This window comes from Actinacidiphila sp. bgisy160 (genome assembly GCF_057707815.1).
This window is the reverse complement of the sequence record NZ_JBYIQW010000001.1, coordinates 541652-558541: the sequence shown is the minus strand read 5'-3', so window position 1 is coordinate 558541 and position 16890 is coordinate 541652. Positions and strand designations below refer to the sequence as shown.

General features: G+C 73.3%; 17 protein-coding genes and 1 riboswitch. Of the genes, 9 read left to right on the top strand and 8 right to left on the bottom strand.

The window, feature by feature from the left end; all coding sequences use genetic code 11:
• Nucleotides 1-1577, top strand: a 1577-nt coding sequence (locus AC3EUJ_RS02690; protein ID WP_488180936.1) for a DNA polymerase III subunit gamma/tau domain-containing protein, incomplete at its 5' end; no start/stop codon positions are given.
• A gap of 178 nt (nt 1578-1755) precedes the next feature.
• Here the strand turns inward: AC3EUJ_RS02690 and AC3EUJ_RS02685 are convergent.
• Complete coding sequence (locus AC3EUJ_RS02685; protein WP_431959213.1) at nt 1756-1974, bottom strand: DUF2277 domain-containing protein; 219 nt, start codon at nt 1972-1974, stop codon at nt 1756-1758.
• Between the two features lie 25 nt (nt 1975-1999).
• The gene (locus AC3EUJ_RS02680) at nt 2000-2383 is read right to left on the bottom strand and encodes a hypothetical protein (protein WP_431959212.1); all 384 of its coding nucleotides are present in this window, start codon (nt 2381-2383) and stop codon (nt 2000-2002) included.
• Between the two features lie 519 nt (nt 2384-2902).
• On the opposite strand from AC3EUJ_RS02680, the gene AC3EUJ_RS02675 reads away from it, so the two are divergent.
• From AC3EUJ_RS02675 to AC3EUJ_RS02665, 3 genes are all read left to right on the top strand, one after another.
• On the top strand, nt 2903-3373 hold the full coding sequence (locus tag AC3EUJ_RS02675) for a hypothetical protein (protein ID WP_431959210.1): 471 nt from the start codon (nt 2903-2905) through the stop codon (nt 3371-3373).
• Nucleotides 3374-3387: 14 nt separating this feature from the next.
• Nucleotides 3388-3618, top strand: a complete 231-nt coding sequence (locus AC3EUJ_RS02670; RefSeq protein WP_431959209.1) for a hypothetical protein — start codon at nt 3388-3390, stop codon at nt 3616-3618.
• Between the two features lie 185 nt (nt 3619-3803).
• Complete coding sequence (locus AC3EUJ_RS02665; RefSeq protein WP_431959208.1) at nt 3804-4028, top strand: hypothetical protein; 225 nt, start codon at nt 3804-3806, stop codon at nt 4026-4028.
• A 17-nt stretch (nt 4029-4045) separates the two neighbouring features.
• Here AC3EUJ_RS02665 and AC3EUJ_RS02660 read toward each other — a convergent pair whose 3' ends face one another.
• Entirely contained in the window at nt 4046-4915 is an 870-nt protein-coding gene (locus tag AC3EUJ_RS02660) for a PfkB family carbohydrate kinase (protein WP_431959207.1), read from the bottom strand.
• A 161-nt stretch (nt 4916-5076) separates the two neighbouring features.
• Between AC3EUJ_RS02660 and AC3EUJ_RS02655 the strand changes: the two genes are divergently transcribed.
• Together AC3EUJ_RS02655 and AC3EUJ_RS02650 are read left to right on the top strand one after the other, a co-directional pair.
• Entirely contained in the window at nt 5077-5841 is a 765-nt protein-coding gene (locus tag AC3EUJ_RS02655) for a DUF6227 family protein (protein ID WP_431959206.1), read from the top strand.
• Between the two features lie 78 nt (nt 5842-5919).
• The gene (locus AC3EUJ_RS02650; protein ID WP_431959205.1) at nt 5920-6201 is read left to right on the top strand and encodes a hypothetical protein; all 282 of its coding nucleotides are present in this window, start codon (nt 5920-5922) and stop codon (nt 6199-6201) included.
• Nucleotides 6202-6284: 83 nt separating this feature from the next.
• Here AC3EUJ_RS02650 and AC3EUJ_RS02645 read toward each other — a convergent pair whose 3' ends face one another.
• From AC3EUJ_RS02645 to AC3EUJ_RS02630, 4 genes are all read right to left on the bottom strand, one after another.
• Entirely contained in the window at nt 6285-7415 is a 1131-nt protein-coding gene (locus AC3EUJ_RS02645) for a M23 family metallopeptidase (protein ID WP_431959233.1), read from the bottom strand.
• 185 nt (nt 7416-7600) lie between these two features.
• Nucleotides 7601-7740, bottom strand: a riboswitch (cyclic di-AMP (ydaO/yuaA leader).
• A 217-nt stretch (nt 7741-7957) separates the two neighbouring features.
• Complete coding sequence (locus tag AC3EUJ_RS02640) at nt 7958-9364, bottom strand: extracellular solute-binding protein (RefSeq protein WP_431959204.1); 1407 nt, start codon at nt 9362-9364, stop codon at nt 7958-7960.
• The gene (locus AC3EUJ_RS02635; RefSeq protein WP_431959203.1) at nt 9361-11838 is read right to left on the bottom strand and encodes a caspase, EACC1-associated type; all 2478 of its coding nucleotides are present in this window, start codon (nt 11836-11838) and stop codon (nt 9361-9363) included. Before AC3EUJ_RS02635 ends, AC3EUJ_RS02640 begins: the two co-directional genes overlap by 4 nt.
• 37 nt (nt 11839-11875) lie before the next feature.
• Nucleotides 11876-12244, bottom strand: a complete 369-nt coding sequence (locus tag AC3EUJ_RS02630) for an effector-associated constant component EACC1 (RefSeq protein ID WP_431959202.1) — start codon at nt 12242-12244, stop codon at nt 11876-11878.
• 187 nt (nt 12245-12431) lie between these two features.
• Between AC3EUJ_RS02630 and AC3EUJ_RS02625 the strand changes: the two genes are divergently transcribed.
• The 3 genes from AC3EUJ_RS02625 (at nt 12432) to AC3EUJ_RS02615 (ending at nt 14212) form a co-directional block, all read left to right on the top strand.
• Nucleotides 12432-12593 (top strand): hypothetical protein, encoded by a 162-nt coding sequence (locus AC3EUJ_RS02625; protein ID WP_431959201.1) that lies wholly within the window; start codon nt 12432-12434, stop codon nt 12591-12593.
• Between the two features lie 70 nt (nt 12594-12663).
• Nucleotides 12664-13113 (top strand): hypothetical protein, encoded by a 450-nt coding sequence (locus tag AC3EUJ_RS02620; protein WP_431959200.1) that lies wholly within the window; start codon nt 12664-12666, stop codon nt 13111-13113.
• A gap of 214 nt (nt 13114-13327) precedes the next feature.
• Nucleotides 13328-14212 carry a helix-turn-helix transcriptional regulator gene (locus AC3EUJ_RS02615; protein WP_431959199.1) on the top strand — a complete coding sequence of 295 codons (885 nt, stop codon included), beginning with the start codon at nt 13328-13330 and terminating at the stop codon, nt 14210-14212.
• Nucleotides 14213-14265: 53 nt separating this feature from the next.
• On the opposite strand, the gene AC3EUJ_RS02610 is transcribed toward AC3EUJ_RS02615, so the two are convergent.
• Nucleotides 14266-16644: an endonuclease/exonuclease/phosphatase family protein gene (locus AC3EUJ_RS02610; protein ID WP_431959232.1), complete on the bottom strand. Its 2379-nt coding sequence runs from the start codon at nt 16642-16644 to the stop codon at nt 14266-14268.
• Nucleotides 16645-16890: the final 246 nt, after the last annotated feature.

The window sequence follows — 16890 nt, the reverse complement described above, 5'->3', positions numbered from 1 at the left end:
CGTCCGGCGCACCGCAGGGCGGCACCCCGGACGGCACCCCGCCCCCGGCGGCCCCGCCGGCCGCCCCCGCGGGCGGTACGGAACCGGCACCGCCCACGGCCTCGGGCCCGAGCGGCGATACCGCCTCCACGACGGGGGCCCACCCAGCCGTCCGCGGCCAGGCCGTGCGCGAACGGGCCGTACGCAACCGGGCCGTACGGCTGAGGGCCATCGGCGCCCTCCCCGTCGGCGGGGCACTGCTCGCCGGCGGGCTGCAGTCGACGGCACCGATGGCCATGGCCCACGACGCCGGCGCCGCCAAGGGCGACGGCACCGCGAAGTCCACCGAGGGATACCGCAGCGCGGGCGAAGCCGTGTGCGACGTGCTGGACGGCCTGTACCACGCCCGCAACCCCACCGTGCACGGCACCGGCACCGTCACGGGCACCGGCACCGGCACCGGCACCGGCACCGGCACCGGCAAGGCCAGGAACCGCGCCCCGGACGGGTTCCACGCCAGGGTCGATGCGGAGGCCCCGCTCCCCGTCCGCGGCTCGCTCGACGTCTCGCCGGGCGGCGCCCGGAAGGGCGCCGGCCCGAGCCCCGTACCGTCCCAGCGCGCGGCCCCGCAGCAGTCGTCGGGCGGTTTGCTCGGCGCGGTGGGCGACCTGCTGGGCCTGCGGGGCAAGCAGCCGTCGTCCCAGGCACCGGCACCGCGACGGCCGGGCGCCACCCCGTACGCGCCGCCGGCCCCACGCGCGGGCGGGTCCGCCCGCCGTACGCCGCCCAAGGTCCCCGCGCCGTCTGCCGGCGCACCCCCCACCGGCATCCTGTCCGGCAACAAGATCAGCCCCGACTCGCTGCTCGACCTGGTCCTCCCCCGCCGCCCCTCCGACGGCGGCATGGACGAACCGCTCTCCCTGCTCCCCGCCCGCATCCGCCTGGGCACCCCCGACTCCCCCTGGTGCCTGCCGAAGGTCTCCCTGGAACTGTCCATCGGCGCGGCCCGCTACCGCGACCGCCTGCTCGCCGCCGAGCAGCCGTTTCGGGTGCTCACCCCGCTGCTGATCCTGACCGGGCTGACGTACCACGGCATCGCCGCCGTCCCCACGCACGCCGGCGCCGAACGCGTCCTGGTCTTCACCGTCTGGCGGGCCGACATCGCGAGCCTCCGCCAGACCGCGGGCCTGCTCTCCCCCGCCTGCGCCCGCCGCCACGCCCGCGACTGGACCCCGCCCTTCCACGGCCTGCCCGGGCTCGGCCTGCCGCTGCTGGACATCGGGCTGCCCGGTATCGGCCACGTCTCCCCCGAGCCGCCGCCGTGGGCCCCCTGCCAGGGCGAGCTCGAATCGGACGCCCGGCCCTTGAGCACCACGACCGCCACCGGACGCCCGGTCGTCCTGCTCACCCGCGCCCTCAGCGGCAACCTCCTCGGCCTGCTCCCGGTCACCTTCACCCCGGACATGCCGCCCCCGCTGCCGCCCGGGCTGACGATCCCCATCCCGCTCTTCTTCACGCAGGTCGTGACGTACAACCAGCTGCTTACCGCGCAGCGGCTCACGATCCCCGGCCTGCACCAGCAGACGTCACTCGGCTGACTGGCACACGACGGCGCCGGCCAGCAGCACGGCGGTCAGAGCGGTGACGACGAGGGCCCTACGGACAACGGACATGGCACACCTCAGTGCAGCGACGGACCGGTTCGAGCAGCCCACAACCTACCGTCACCGATCAACCACTCAGTGTCATGCCGTTACGAGGAACCACCCGCAGGGACTACGAGGCCTTCTGGCCCCGCACCTGGATCCCGTCCAGCAGCTCCCGCGTGGCCGCCGCCACCGCATCCACAGCCTCCTCGAACGCCTCCCGGTTGTGCGCCGCCGGCGCCCGGAACCCGGAGATCTTCCGCACGTACTGCAGGGCCGCGGCCCGGATGTCCTCTTCGCCGACCTCAGGCGTCATCGGCGGGCGCAGGGTCTTGATGCTTCGGCACATGGCTCCAGTGTGCCCGCACCCACTGTCACGCCCACCCGGCGCGCGGCCGCCGTCCCCACCACCAGCCGCTCTCACCACCGGGCGCGGCCTCGTCCTCCACGGTCAGCTCGATGTACCGGCCGTCCACCTCCCCCAGCGACTCCCCGAACAGCTCCGCCACCGGCCCCGGCAACCTCCGCACCAGCGAGGCCACCCCGTCCCGGCACACCAGTTCCCCCCGCGCCGTCTCCCGCCCCGCCTCCAGCCCCCGCACCACCCGCTCCCACGCCTCCAAATGCCCCCGCACCTCCCGCAACACGCTCCCCTCCACCTCCCACAACGCCTCGTCCACCGCCCCGTACGGCGCCCTCCGCAACGCCTCCATCGCCTGCTCGAACCCATCCGTGACCGGCGTCTCGCTCTGCCTCATGGCCCCATGCTCCGCCCGCAGGCCGCACCCGTCGCGCACTGCACGCCATACGTGTCAGTGGCTCCTGTTAAAACTGGACCGCGCCGATTCGCCTCAGGGGGGCCTATGTGACGAATCCGAACCACGACCTCGATCCCGTCTCCGGGCTGTACGAAAGGCTCATCACCGGCAGCCTCGAAGAACGCATCAAGGCGCTCAAAGCCGAGGGTTGGAGCGCCGTCAACGAAGCTCCTCGGCCCGGCCGAATACGTCGAACACAAGGGCAGCAAACCGATGGGCGCCGTCTGGCGCCTCCGCCAAGAACTCCCGGCGGATGTCTGGACCTACTCGGCCATCGCCGCAGGCTGACGCCCCAACTCCTGTTACTGAACTGATGCTTTAAGGTTCCTGCGCCACCCCCCCGAGCGACCTTCTGTCACCGGCATGCAACACCACGTATCACCCGAACCCGATCCGCCGTTCCTGGTGCGTCACGACATCACGAGCATCGGAGGGTTCCCAATGGGTCGAGTCAACGCGGTGACGCGCTACGTGTCGCAGGTCGCCCTGGCCACGTCCACGGCAGTCGCAACGGTGATCAGCTTCTCGACTCCCTCATCGGCAAGTGCGGTGGGATTTGCGAAAGTGGTCGGCTTCTGCCTGGACGCGAAGGGCCAGGCGGTTTGCCTCCCCACCACCACGCTTGGCCACTTCGTGCGCGGATCGGGCAGGAATGTGAACCGCCAGGAGGCGTCCGTGCAGGACAGCTTCGGGATGGACAGCGCCGGCGGGAACTGGTGCAACTGGCGTATCGACTGGCGCTACTCGGACACGAATGGCCGTACTTACCTCATCAGCCGGGGCGAAACGCACCGCAAGTGCACGCTGCACAGCTCAATCGGCCGTGTCGACACGACGCACCACACGTTGAAGCACTACGGCAAGGCGTGCGCGGACTTCTTCGTCGCTGGCACCAGGCGCGCATCGCAATGCCACTTCATCACCGAGTGACAGCCGGAGCGACCATGCCCTCACGTATGCACCCCTCGCTGGCTTCCCGCGCGCTGCGCGTACTCCTGGGCGCGGGAGTGAGCTATGCACTCGCGACCGGGCTGGTCCTGCTCGTCTTCGCCTTGCTTCCCCAGGACGCCCTGCGTTCTCTCCAAGAATCGGGATTCTTCTGGACAGTGCTGGCCACCACTGTCGTCATCTTCGTGGCGGGGGCCCTCGCCCTTCGGAGTCGGCGCGAGCGGTGAGGCCACGGCACCACGCCGGCTGTCGGTAGCCCATTCACACCAGCCCCGTGCACAACACCCGTGAATTCGTGACTGCGTACACCCGTGTCGGGGACCGTGGGCGAGCGTTGAAGCACTGCGGAGGGGGCGGGCGTGACCGGCCCCCCAGGTGTCGCGACATCGTCGAGGAACAGGGCGGGATCCCCATGGTCAACAAGTCGCCGAACGTGCGGTCGGGCCGGTTGATGCGGTGGGTGCTGACGGCGGGGCTCAGTTACCTGGGGGCGATGTTCGTCGTGCTCGGATGCCTCTCGCTGCTGCCGAAGCGGACGCAGACGTCCTTGTCGGAGACCGCCGTGGGGTGGGCCGTGCTCGGGGTGAGCATCGTGCTGTTCACGCTGTTCGCCGGGCGGAGCCGCGGGCGGTCGTGAGCCACCCGCCCCGCCCGTCACGCCCGCATCCACGTGCGCGTGCCGAATGAACCGCAGGCGCGGGAGGCTATGTCCGCGGCGAAGGCGAGGGCGGCGTCGAAGACGGCTGGGGTGAGGCGGGTCGTGAGGTGGGCGGCGAGGTGGTGGGCGAGGGCGCCGTGGAGGACGTCGCCGGCGCCGAGGGTGTCGACGACGGGGGTCACGGCCGGGACGGGGATCTGCCCGCCGGGCCGCAGGATGGGGGACGGGCCCTGGGTGACCGCGGTCCAGCGGACGCCGGCGTCGTGGAGGAAGGCGAGGACGTCGGCCGGGGTGGAGGTGCCCGGGGGGTGGAAGTCGGCGGAGCAGACGGCGACGTCGACGTAGGGGAGCAGGGTGGGCGTGGCGGGACGCCAGCTGCCCGCGTCCAGGAGGGTGGGGACCCCGGCGGCGCGGGCGAGGCGGACGGCGGGGACGGCGAGGGCGGGGTGGTGGGCGTCGACGAGGACGATGTCGGCGTCGCCGACGAGGACCGAGAGGTCTCCGGGCGGGGACACGGAGGTCCCTGAGGCCGCGTTGGTCGAGGCGACGGCGCGGTCGCCGGTGGCGGCGGTGACCAGGATGGTGGAGACCGCGGGCGGTTCGGGGGAGTCCGCGGTGAGGTTGATGACGTCGACGCCGAGGGCCGCGAGGTCGGCGTCGATCGCGCCGGCGAGGACGTGGCCGCCGAAGGCGGTGAGCAGCACGGCCTCGCCGCCGAGGTGGGCGAAGGTGGCGGCGGCGCCCGTGGCGGGGCCGCCGGCGGCGATGGTCTGGGCGCGGGCGGTGAGTTTCTCGTTCGGGGCCGGGACGTGGTCGACGAGCGTGATGACATCGAGAGTGCAGAGGCCTACGAAGAGTGCGCGCATGGGCGCATAGTGGCAGCAGGGGGCGTGCGTTTCCCGTCTTACGCGCCTCCTACGGGTGGGGGTGCACCATTTTTCCGGGAGTCCTGACGCGCAGCGCGTCGGTGCCACTACGCTGAGTGCTCGCAATGGTGCGCGGGGAATGCCGTGAGCAGGAGGGCCGCATGGGGAACGCGCGACCAGGTGGGGCGGGTCCGGCGGACGTCGAGGTGGTGCTGGCCAGGGCACAGAACGCCTTCGACGTCGACGACCGCGTGCTGGGGCGGCTGTCGACCGCGCTGATGGGCTGCACGGAGCTTGCGTCCTTCCGCCAGCGCAAGGGTCCGCCGCGCAGGCTGAGCCGCAGAACGTTGCGGCACACGTTCCTGCTGGCCGACGGCAGCACACAGCTGCTGTGGGAGATCGAGCACAACACCGGCCCCGGCGCCGACGAACCGCTGTACGAGGTGTACTCCGACCCGGACGCGCTGGCCGTCGCCCAGCACGCGATCGACGCGCGCTTCGGGGAGCCCTCGCCGGAGGAGCTGGAGGCGGAGGCGGCGGACTGGCTGGCACGGTTGCCGCAGCTGGCGATGGACCTGACGCCCGGACCTCGGCAGTACACGGAGGAGCACTCCGCGGAGCACGCGTGGCGGGTGCTGCGGCGTGCCGAGAACACGGACGTACCGGGCGAGGAGCTGCGCAGCCGGCTGGGCGCGGCGGTGGGCCACGACATCGCGTACGTCACCGGGCGGCACACCCGGATCGGCACCGGCCGGGTCGCCGGCTGGACGCTGTACGAGCATGCCTTCCTGCTGGCGACCGGCGAGGAGATCAGCCTCTGGGAGGTCGAGCACACGATGACCCCCGACGGGCGGCCGGTCTGCGAGGTGTACGCCGACGAGACGGCGGCCTGCGACTCCGCGGACGTACGGCTGGAGGCTCTCTAGCCGCGTTCCGGATTGCGGCCGGGGTGCGGCCGGAGGAAATTGGGGCGTAGGCGTGTCGGTGGGAGGCGGGAGGTTCCCATGCCGGTCCTGACGGAGGTCGAGTTCCCCGGTGTGACGGCCCTGCAGTACGAGGAGGCGAACCACCGCGCGGGCTTCGGGCCCGAACACCCTCCCGCGGGGCTGCTCTCGCACGCCGCCGTGATCACCAACGAGGGCCTGCGGCTGGTGAACGTCTGGCAGTCCGCGCAGGCGCTCGAGGCCTTCATGGAGATCATGATGCCCGCCGCCAAGGAGTCCGGCTTCCCGGAGCCGAGCGGGCCGCCGAGGATCTCGGAGCTCTACAACTTCGTCGTCCCGTAGACACGGACCGGCGGCCCTGGGTGACGGGGGGTGTCGCCAAGGCCGCCGGAGTCCGTGTGGTCGTGCGTGGCCGGTCGCTCGTCTCAGACGGACAGGCCCTTGCTGCGCAGCCAGCCCATCGGGCCGATCGGGTCGCCGCCGCCGGGGCGCACCTCGAGGTGCAGGTGCGGGCCGGTGACGTTGCCCGTGGCGCCGACGCGGCCGATGGTGTCACCGGTGGTGACCTTGCCGGAGGTGACGATCATCGAGGAGAGGTGGCAGTACCAGAGCTCGGTGCCGTCGTCGAGGGTCAGGATGATGCGGTAGCCGTACGAACCGGCCCAGCCCGCCTCGGTGATGGTGCCGCTGTGGATGGCCTTGACCGGGGTGCCGGTCGGGGCGGCGAAGTCCTGGCCGGTGTGGGTGTTGGCCCACAGCGAGCTGGACTCGCCGAAGCCCGCGGTCAGGGTGTACGAGGTGACCGGCTTGACGAAGCTCTTGGCGAGCTCGGCCAGGCGGGCGGCCTCGAGCTTCTTCGCGGCCTCCTCCGCGGCCTTCTTCTTGGCGGCGGCCTCAGCGCGGACCCGCTCCGCCGCCGCGGACTTGGCTGCCTTGGCCGAGGCCTCCTGCTGCGCGGCGGTCCTGGCGGCCCGGTCGGCGGCGTTCCGCTGCTGCTGGGCCTGGTCGAGGATGCGGTTGCGCAGCGCCTCACCCGCGTCGGGGCTCAGGGCCTCGGCGACGGGCTTGGCCTCGGGGGCGCTGTCGTCGTCGACGAGCGCGCCGATGCCGGGCAGTTCGGACGCCTCGGGCAGATGGGGAAGGGAGACGGGGAGGGGGTTCTTGCCCTCGGCGGCGGCGACCCCTCCGACACCCAGCACGGCCACGGCCGCGACTCCGAAGACCGCCGAACCGCGGCCCAGGGAGCGCTGCTTGGCGACGCGGTGCCGGCCGCGCACGGGCCCGGCGGACTCCTCGGTGGGGTTCCACGGCTCGGCCGGCGGGCCCTCGTGGGGCGCGCCCTCGAAGGCCTCGAAGGCCTCGATGTCCTCGGCGTCCTCGCTGTGCCGGGCGTCCGCGAAGGCCTCGATGTCCTCGGGGAGCGGGTGGGTGGCGACGGTGGCGGTGGTGGCGGCGGCCTCGTACGCCTCGTGCCCGGCGGCCTCGTGCTCCGCGACGGTGGCGTCCTGGGAGGTCGTCTCCGCGGCGGCGGCCGCGTCGAGCCAGCCGGCGGCCATGTTCCACTGGCCGGTGTCCCAGCCGTCGATCGCGTTCTTCGTCGGCGGTGCCTGCTCGGCTGCCGGGGGGTTCCAGCCGGCGGCGATGTTCCACTCGGCGGTGTCCCACTCGGGGTATGCGCTGACGGACCCCTGTTGCTGTCCGGGTATCAGGGCAGGCTCGTTCGACGCCACGCGGGCGCACTCCTTTCCTTCCTTCTCGCCTACCGGGTTAGCTGACGGGTTCGGAGCAGGAAGGTCTCCTACGAGGACCGCGGAGGGCCCCCGATTCACCCCAGGAAGTGGTTCCCCGGTTCCCGCGGACGGGATTCGGCAAGCGCACGGCGCCGCCCTGTCGGCGGTGGGACGACCGCGCTGCGTTATCGAACGTTAATAGAGGCGCCCGCCAATTCCAAGCCACTCAAGCGAGTTCATGACGGGAATCTATGGGGATGGACGGGACAGAAGCGGACATTGGGTCGTGACTGCCGTGACCTATGGGAAATGTGAGTGTGCATCAGTCGTTATGCGGAAGGGAGTGTCGCGCTCACGAGGAGTGATGGTCACCCCGGACCCCGGCCGCCGAGCGCGCGCCCCAGACGGCCGTCCAGGCGCTCCGCCGAGGCGTCGGCGCCGCGGTGCGCCGCGAGCATTCCGTGCACTTCACGCTGCAGGACCCGGGTGAAGGTGACGTAATGCGCGGTCGCCGGACGGGCCCTGGCGGCCTGCAGCGCGCACCACAGCAGGGTCGTGTAAGCGGGGGTCGCGGCGGACGGCGAGGGCGGGGGCTCCGAGCCGCGTCCCGTGGGGCGGTCGTAGAACCAGGCGCGGGGGTCGTGAGGATCGTCACAGTTGACATTCCCGGCTCCGTATGCCGACCGCCGTGCCGGGGCGAAGCCGGCCCGGAGCAGGGCATGTTGGGCGTCGCGTCCGGTCAGGAAGCGGATCAGGTCCGCGGCGTCGTCCGGGCGGTCGCTGTTCGCCGCCACGCCGAGGCTCTGACCGCCGAGCGCCGCGATGCCGGGGAGCCGGGCCACGCCGAAGCGGACGCCTGGGGCGAGGGCGGCGTCCAGCCGGTTGTAGGCGTAAGGCCAGTTGCGCATCAGCACGCTCTGCCCCTCGGTGAACTGGGCGAGGGTGACCGACTCGTCGGCCTCCAGGGACACCGGGTTGAGGTTGTTGGCGGCGCCCAGCCGGCCGAGCTCGTCCAGGCCCTCGCGCAGCCCGTCCTCGGTGCCGATGTAGCGGCCGTCGCCGTCGACGAGTTCGACGCCCGCGGTCCAGAAGGTCTCCAGGGTGTTGACGGTCAGGCCCTCGTACGCGCGCAGCTGGGTGGTGTAGGCGGCGTGGCCGAGCGGGCGGACGTCGGCGAGCAGGTCGCCGATCTTGGCGTATCCGCGCAGGTCGGCGGGGCGGCGCCCGGCCTTGGCGAGGTCGTCGGTGCGGTAGTAGAGCAGGCCGACGTCGGTGTTGAAGGGCACCGCGTACGTGCGGCCCTTCCAGCGCCCGGCGTCCGCGGCCTGGCGCAGGAAGTCCCCGTCGACGAGGGCGGGGGCGAGCGGGCGCAGCAGCCCGCTGTCGGCGAACTCGGGGATCCAGCTGATGTCGAGGTTGACCACGTCGTACGCGGCGGTGCCCGACTGGAAGGCGCCGATCAGCTCGCTGCGCTGCTCGTCGGAGGCGGAGGGGAGCTCGACGAGCCGGGCGGGCCGGGACGGGTTGCGCCGGTTCCACTCCTCGATCAGGGCGCGGCGGACGCCGGGTCGGCCGCCGGCGGTGAGGTCGGCGTCGCTGGCGACGATCAGCGGCCGGGAGCGGTCGGGCTCCGGCGCCGGGGCGGCGGCGGGGCCGCTGCAGGCCGCCCCGGCCAGCAGGAGCAGGGCGCCCAGCGCGCGGCGCGCGCGCCGGCGGCGGACGGGGCGCGGAGGGCGGAGGGTGCCGTCCACGCCTCGGGGCCCGGTGGCTGTCATGACCCTCCCGAGGTGAGGCGGGTGATGGTCTCCGCGACCCGGTTGGGCAGGTCCTGCGTGGCCGTGAGGCAGGCGCCGCCGCCCTCCGTCACGGCCTTGTTGAAGCGCAGCGAGCAGCCGTAGCCCTCCAGGGACACCACCAGCACGGGGACGTCCACGTCCGGCGGGTCGACGCGGGCGCTGTCCTCGTCGTCGGTGATGAGGACGATCAGGGCGCCGGGGGAATCGGCGAGGGCCCGGGACCACTGCCGCAGGGCGGCGGCCACGGGGGCGTCCCGCTCGACCGGTGCCAGCGCGCGGATCGCGGCGTCCCGCGCGGCCGCGTCGTTCGGCCCGGGACGCAGGAGGGTGCGGCCGGGCACGGCGGCGATGCCGTACCGGTAGCCGGAGGCTCGGGCCAGCACGGAACGCACGACGGGGACGTTGGCCCCGGAGTAGGAGGAGCTGGAGACGTCGACGGCGAACAGGACGTCGCGCCGGGTGCCGGCGGCCTCACCGTGGTCCCGCAGCGCGGCCTCGATGTCCTGCCGGGTGGGCGGTTCGCCGCCAGCCGGGGGGTCGGCGACGAAGACGGCGCTGTCCAGCGGGGTGTCCCCGGCCGCGGTCGTCCCGCTGACGTCCGTACGGAAACCCTGCGCGGCCAGCGCCCACTGCCCCGGGCGGGAGCGGAGCCATTCCCCGAGGCGGTGCACAGCCTCGGCGCGTTCGACGCGGTCGGCCCGGCCGGTCTCCCAGGTCACCGGTACGAGGGTGAGGTCGAGGGGCGGCACGTCGGCGGGGTAGTAGGCGGTGTAGGGGTCGGACTGGTTGCCCAGGCAGGGGGGACGGGACTCCAGGGCCGGGGTGACGAGGCCGGCGAGAGTGGACTCGGTGGTGAGCAGGGCCTGTTGGGTGCCGCGTCGTTCGACCAGCCAGGTCCGGGCGGAACAGGCCAGGGCCCGGTCGTCCGGTGGGGGCACGGCGTCGGTGGTGACCCGGGTGCCCGGCGCCAGGTGCAGCAGCTGGTCCAGGGCGGCGTCCGAGGAGTGCGGTTCGGCGCTGCGGACGACCACGCCCTGGGCGCGGGCGGCGTCGACCAGTTGCTGCGCGGTGCTGCCGGTGCGTGCCACGCCGTCCAGCGAGGTCGTGGTGGCGAGGACCGCGGGCGAGTGCGCGAGGGTGACCGGCCGGCCGAGGACGACGACGCTCTCCGGCCGCCGGGTCTCGGCCAGGACCTGGGTGCGGGCGGTGCCGGCCGCCGGTATCCACACGTCCGGGTGCGGCCCGACGTCCCGCAGTGGCATCGCGCAGTCCCCGCCGTCCTGGCAGGCGCGTTCCGGTTCGGCCCAGGCGGCGGAGGCGCGGAAGGCGGCGATGGTGCGGTCGGTGGGGGCCGCGTAGACGGTGGTGTTGATCTGGCCGCAGCCCTCGGGCCGGCCGCCGAGGGAGGCGCTGGTGGCGGCGGCTTCGCTGTCCTGGAAGGTGTCGAGCACGGAGGTGAGCGCGGCGCGCGTCTCCGGTGAGGTGAGCACCCGCAGTTCGAGCGGGGCGGGGCACAGCGGTGCCGGGCGGTGCGCCCATGTCCAGCCGGTGACGCCGCCCGCGACCAGGGCCAGGGCGGTGCCGGCGCCGACCACGCGGTGCCAGAGCGGCTGGTGGGGGCCCGCCGTCCACGTCCAGGCGAAGCCGGCGTACTGGGCGAGCCGGCGCAGCGGTGCCAGCCAGCGGGTCCCGCGGGCGGGGCGCGGGGTGAGCCGGGCCTGGGACAGGACGGTGTCGCCGGCGCTGTTGCTGGAGCGTTCGGTCGGGAACCAGGGGTCGTAGTCCGCGCGCTCGTCGAGCGTGGCGGCGTACTCGCCGGCCAGTTCGTGCAGCCGGACCCCGAGGCGCTGCACGGTGACCGGCTCGTACGGGTCGGTGCCCTCGGCCAGCACCCGGACCAGGGCGCCGGTGAAGGGCGTCGGGTCGATGCCGTCGCCCTTGTGGATGCGCGAGCCGACGGCCGAGGAGGTGATCAGGGAGAACGGCCGCTCGGGCAGCGGCACCAGGCCGGCGTTGCCGGAGTAGCAGCAGTCCAGGACGAGGACGACGCGCTCGGCGCGCGAGGAGGCGAGCAGCCTCAGCAGGTCCCGGTACGGGATGCCGTCGAGGCGGGCGCCGTCCTTGGTGGACTCCCGGGTCATCAGGTACAGCTCGGGCTCCCCAGTGGCCAGGTCGACGTAGCCGTGCCCGGTGAAGTGGACCAGCAGCAGGTCCTGGGCCTGGGCGGCGGCGGTGCCGATCAGCCGCAGCGCGCGGTCGCGGGTGCGCGCCTCGGCGAGGGTCTCCACGGTGCGCGGGATGAACCGGCCGAGTCCGCCGGAGACGAGCACGGCGCGCAACCGCGCGACATTGGCCCTGGCCGAGGGGATGTTGGAGAAGTCACGGGAGTGCTCGTACTGGGACACCCCGATCAGGACCGCCCGCGACCGGGACGCGAACGGTTCGTACGGCATGCCCGCCGGACCTCCCCAGGGCCGTCTTCCTCCGGATCTAGTTCTCCAGCGTCTGGCGGATGCGGGCCGCCATCGCCTCCAGCTCGCCGCGGGTCAGGGCGTCCCGGCCGGTGAGGACGCACTCCACGTCCCCGGCGCGGACGGTGACGCTGAGCGAGTCGCCGGGCTGGTTGCGCAGGTGGTTGCGCAGGGCGCGGAGCAGCGTGAGCGCGGTGGCCTGCAGGGTCTCCTGAAGGATCATGAGGAGCAGGTCGTAGGCGACGCCCATGCTCTCGTCGGCGGGCCGCTCCCGGCGGACGACCAGCGGCGCCAGCTCCTCGTCGGCCCGTAGCCAGACCTCCAGTCTGCGCAGGTCCTCCGCCGCGTCCGTGCCGCCTTCCAGCTCGATGGTCACGTACGTTTCCATGACGCCTCCCCTCGTTCCCAGCCTACGCTGACGTGTCGTCATTCACAGGCCCTGTGCGGAGAGTTGTGTGTACCGAGCAGGAAATCGCGGCGGCCCGGAGCGAGGCGCCCCACCCCGCCGGCGACCCTGTGCGGCAGGATGCCCGAGTACCCCGGAACGAGGGATTCGCCCGACCCCGGAGGCCGCGATGAAGCTGGGCAGGGCACTGGCGAACGGCTGCGCACAGGAGACGGACGAGGAGCTCACAGGCCGGGAGCCGCTCGTGGACGAGGAGAAGGCCCTCACCGGCCGGACCCCGGGCACCGTGCCGGCCCCCGCGGCGGAGCCCGCCGAGGCCGCGGCACGGTGAGGTTCGGCCGCCGGTTGCCCGAGGAACGGCCGGCGGTGCCCCCCCCACGGGGTACAAGCCGGCCTTCCCGATGCCGGCGTACGACGGCGCCCGCGTGGGCCTCCGGGGCGTCTGCCGGGGCGGGCGGATCGTGTACGGCGCCCTCGACGCCGTCTGCGGCCACCGCCAGCGGCACCGCAGCCCGGCGCCGGGCTGCGACTGCGGCTTCCACTGCCTGCACACGGCTGCCGAGGCACAGGCCCTGACCTGCGCGACGGACCGCCGCGACGCGCTGGTGCTCCAGGTGAGCGTGCTGGGCGCGTACACCCGCTACGAGCGCGGGACGCGCTACGCCCGGCAGCGGGTGCGCACCGTGCGCATGGGGCGCCTGCCGCTGCGGGCGGGCCGCCCGGGTCTTTCGTGCGCGACGGCACCGGACTGCCGGGCCGGCGCGCCTCGACGGCGTCCTGCCGCCGCTGCGCGGCGGGACTGTGCGTGCCGCGGCCGGCGGAGTTCGCGCGGCCGGCCGGGCCCTGGGTGAACATGACCGGGGAGCCTCCGGGACCCGGCACCGCCGAGGAGCCGCACCATGAGCGACTGCCGGCGGAGGCGGAACGGCTCAGGGAGATGCCGGACCGCTTCCAGGAGCGGCTGGAACGGCTGGACCGCCTGGAGGAGAGCCCTCCGCCCGGGTGGCCGCCGGCGGGTCCGGCCGTGCCGGGCCGCCTCATGATCGGCCGCCCATACTGGAACACATGGAGCACAACGCCGAGCTCAGGGACTTCCTGCGGGCCCGCAGGAACCGGCTGAGACCGCAGGACGCCGGCATCACCGTCAGCGGTGCGCCGCGCCGTGTGCCGGGGTTGCGGCGGGAGGAACTGGCGCGGCTGGCCGGGGTGAGCACCGATTACTACACCCGTTTGGAGCAGGGCAGGCACCAGAATGTCTCGGAGGCGGTGCTGGACGCCGTCGCCCGCGCCCTGCGGCTGGACGCGGCCGAACGCGCGTTCCTCTTCGAGCTGGCGCGGCAGCGCACCCCGCCCCGCCGCAGGCCGCAGCGGCCGCAACGGGTGCGCCCCGAGGTGCACCGCGTACTGGACCTGCTGGGCGACCGCACCCCCGTGTTCGTCATCGGCCGCCGCACGGACGTGCTGGCCGCGAACCGGCTGGCCCGCACACTGATCACCGACTTCGAGGCGCTGCCGCACCGCGACCGCAACCTCGCCCGCTTCATGTTCCTCGACGACGCGGCGCGCGACCTGTACCGGGAGTGGGACAAGCATGCCGCCGAGACGGTCGCCGCCCTGCGGCTGGACGCGGCGCGCCACCCGGACGACCCGGGGCTGACCGAGCTGGTCGGCGAACTGACCATCAAGAGCGCCGAGTTCCGCGCCTGGTGGGCCGACCACAACGTGCGGCAGAAGTCGCACGGGGTGAAGCTCTACCACCATCCCGTCGTCGGTGACCTCACCCTGTCGTACGAGCACGCGCTCTTCCCCGGCGACAGCGACCAGCTCGTGTGCATCCACACGGCCGAGCCCGGCTCGACCTCCGAGGCGGCCCTGCAGCTGCTGGCCGCGTGGACCGGCTCCGACACGTCGACCGGCAGCTTCCCCGACCCGGAGCCCGACCCCCGGTGACGCCGTGAGGGCGGCACCGGCGTCACGCCGGTGCCGCCCTCACCACGGACGCGTCAGCAGCCGTCCGGCTTGACGCGGACGATCTGCGGGTCGTGGTCGCTCGCCTGGTCGGCGAACTCCGCGTTGATGTGCACCACGTCGTAGTCGAAGTCGCGCAGCGCCGGACTGAGCAGGATGTGGTCCAGCGACTGCGAGTTGCCCTCGTAGACGTAGGTGTAGCGCTCGAACTTCGGCAGCGTGGTCAGCAGGTCCTTCAGCACGCCGCCCGAGGTGAGGGTGGACACCGTGTCGGAGAACTCGTAGTCGTTGAGGTCGCCGAGGACCACGACGTTGGCCTGCCGGTCGGCCGCGAGCAGCGACTTCACGAAGGTGTTGACCTCGGTGGCCTGCAGCTTCCGCTGGGTCTCGGAGCCGCGCACCGGCTGCTGGTTGACACTGTGCAGGGGCTGGTCGCCGCCCTTGGAGTTGAAGTGGTTGGCGATGACGAAGACCGGCTTCCCGTGGAAGCGGAACTCGCCGACCAGCGGCTTGCGGCTGGCCTTCCATGCCTCGCTGCCGGGGTTGATCCGGCCGGGCGAGACCGACAGCTCCGCGCCCTTGCGGGTCTTGACCGCCTCGACCGCGGTGGTGGCGTCGCCGCCGGCGCGGTCGGTGAACTGCACGCGGTGCGGGTTGAAGAGGAACACCTGGCGGATGTTGCCGCCGGGCTCACCGCCGTCGGTGTCGTTCGCGGGGTCGACCGACCGCCAGCTGTAGCGGGGGCCGCCGGCGGCGACGATCGCGTCGGTGAACTTCCGCACGGTCTGGTCGGCGGTGACGGTGCCGTCGTCGGTGGCGCCGTTGTCGTCCTGGATCTCCTCCAGCGCCACGATGTCGGGTGAGGAGAGGTTGGTGACGACGCCGTCGGCGAGCCGCGCGAACTTGTCCGCGGGGTCGGCCGGGTCGAGGTTCTCCACGTTGTACGTGGCGACCGCGAGCTCGCCGCCCTTCTGCTTGCGGGTCACCTCGCGCCCCAGGCCGTTGTCGACCAGGGTGCCGAGCTGCGTGGCCTGGAGGCTGTAGCCGCCGAAACCGTCGTAGTCGATCGGGCCGGTGGTGGTGCCGGCCAGCTCGTCACCGACGTCGGCGGTCGGGACGTCGGCGCCCGCGCCGATCGACATGACCTTGATGCGCCCGGTGTTGGGCCGGTCGTACGAGCCGTACACCGTGCCACCGCGGCGGGTGCGGTTCTCCTCCGGCTTCACCGTCACCCAGACCTCGTGGTACCGGGTGGTGCCGCCGACGACGCGGGCGTCGGAGAACCGGGCCAGCTCGCCCTCGTGGGCCTCGTAGAAGTCCAGCGCGTACCGGGCCGGGTCGAGCGGCAGGCCCTCGATGCTGCCGCCGCCGGCGTCGGGCGCGTACGCCGCCGGGACGGTGGACGCGTCCAGCGTGACGGGCGCGGGCAGGGCGTTGCCGGCCGACAGGACGGTGGTGGCCGGGCCGGTGACCTCGGTGACGGACTGGCTGCCGGTGCTCGGGTAGTACTCGGAGACCTTGCCGGTCACCAGAACCTTGTCGCCCACGGCGACGGTGGGCGTGACGGAGCCGGTGTAGACGAACACGGCCTCGCTGGTGCGGGCGTCGGCGTCGGCCTCCGGATCCTGGATCCAGTAGCCCTTGGAGCCGGCGGTGCGGACGCCGGTGACGATGCCGGGGACCCGGGTGACGGTCTGGCCCTTGAGCGGGGAGACCCGGGTGGTGCCCTGGATGTCGTGGATCCGGGTGGTGCCGGGCTCGCTCGGCTCGGGGGTGGGCGTCGGGTCCGGGGTGCCGCCGCCCGGGGTCTGCCCGGCGGCGTTGACCGGGGTCGGCGCGCCGGCGGTGAGGTCGGCGGCGTTGTCGTCGGTGTCGGCCAGGGACGCGCCGCGGGCGACGGAGGCGGTGTTGCTCGCCCCGCTCGCGGGGCCGCTGCCCTCGCGCACGACCGCGGTGCCGAAGCCGACGAGGTCGACCACGCGCGGGTCGGCGGTGCAGTCGGCGGCGGTGATGCAGGTCAGCGGGGTGGTGCCGTTGACCAGGGCGATGGTGCCGCTGGTGCCGCTCATCGCGATCGAGCCGCCGGCGTCGGCGGTCGGCAGGGGCGTCGTGCCGCCGGTGCCGGCGGACTCCGACACCAGGTAGCGGCCGCCGGGGGCGATCGACCCGGTCAGCGCGGTCGCCTGCCACTTGGAGGAGGCGGACGGCGTACCGGGCAGGTACTGCACGCTGTAGCCGGACAGGTCGTACGCGGCCGAGCCGGCGTTCGCCAGCTCCACGAAGTCGTTGGTCAGCGTCGCGCCGGAGTTGCCACCACCGCCGTAGACCTCAGCGACGACCGCCTCGCCGGAGGGGGTCGCATGGGCCGCGGGCAGCCCGGTCAGTACGACGGACGCGGCGATTCCGGTCGATATGAGCGCGAGCGCCGCGACGCGGCTGCGGTGTCGGCTCGGTCTGGCGATCGGCACGAGGGTTTCTCCAATCGGGGTCCAACAGCCCGTCAAACACGGGCGGCGCACGGCGGACCGGCTCAAGTTACGCGCGTAGAAACTGACATGACAAGGGCGATGAGGTTAATTCTGCGAGTTCGCCGTGGCGCAACCGCGACACCGGACCCGCCGCCGGACGCCCCCGGATCGGACGCGTCACCGATCGGGCGA

Bases quoted from the DNA above. Each gene is read 5' to 3' on its own strand.
- AC3EUJ_RS02645 (WP_431959233.1), bottom strand. From the start codon at position 7,415: ATGGCCGCCGGCTGGCTCGACGCGGCCGCCGCCGCGGAGACGACCTCC.
- AC3EUJ_RS02680 (WP_431959212.1), bottom strand. From the start codon at position 2,383: ATGAGGCAGAGCGAGACGCCGGTCACGGATGGGTTCGAGCAGGCGATG.
- AC3EUJ_RS02650 (WP_431959205.1), top strand. From the start codon at position 5,920: ATGCCGGTCCTGACGGAGGTCGAGTTCCCCGGTGTGACGGCCCTGCAG.
- AC3EUJ_RS02655 (WP_431959206.1), top strand. From the start codon at position 5,077: ATGGGGAACGCGCGACCAGGTGGGGCGGGTCCGGCGGACGTCGAGGTG.
- AC3EUJ_RS02635 (WP_431959203.1), bottom strand. From the start codon at position 11,838: ATGCCGTACGAACCGTTCGCGTCCCGGTCGCGGGCGGTCCTGATCGGG.
- AC3EUJ_RS02630 (WP_431959202.1), bottom strand. From the start codon at position 12,244: ATGGAAACGTACGTGACCATCGAGCTGGAAGGCGGCACGGACGCGGCG.
- AC3EUJ_RS02640 (WP_431959204.1), bottom strand. From the start codon at position 9,364: ATGACAGCCACCGGGCCCCGAGGCGTGGACGGCACCCTCCGCCCTCCG.
- AC3EUJ_RS02615 (WP_431959199.1), top strand. From the start codon at position 13,328: ATGGAGCACAACGCCGAGCTCAGGGACTTCCTGCGGGCCCGCAGGAAC.
- AC3EUJ_RS02660 (WP_431959207.1), bottom strand. From the start codon at position 4,915: ATGCGCGCACTCTTCGTAGGCCTCTGCACTCTCGATGTCATCACGCTC.
- AC3EUJ_RS02685 (WP_431959213.1), bottom strand. From the start codon at position 1,974: ATGTGCCGAAGCATCAAGACCCTGCGCCCGCCGATGACGCCTGAGGTC.
- AC3EUJ_RS02665 (WP_431959208.1), top strand. From the start codon at position 3,804: ATGGTCAACAAGTCGCCGAACGTGCGGTCGGGCCGGTTGATGCGGTGG.
- AC3EUJ_RS02670 (WP_431959209.1), top strand. From the start codon at position 3,388: ATGCCCTCACGTATGCACCCCTCGCTGGCTTCCCGCGCGCTGCGCGTA.
- AC3EUJ_RS02620 (WP_431959200.1), top strand. From the start codon at position 12,664: ATGCCGGCGTACGACGGCGCCCGCGTGGGCCTCCGGGGCGTCTGCCGG.
- AC3EUJ_RS02625 (WP_431959201.1), top strand. From the start codon at position 12,432: ATGAAGCTGGGCAGGGCACTGGCGAACGGCTGCGCACAGGAGACGGAC.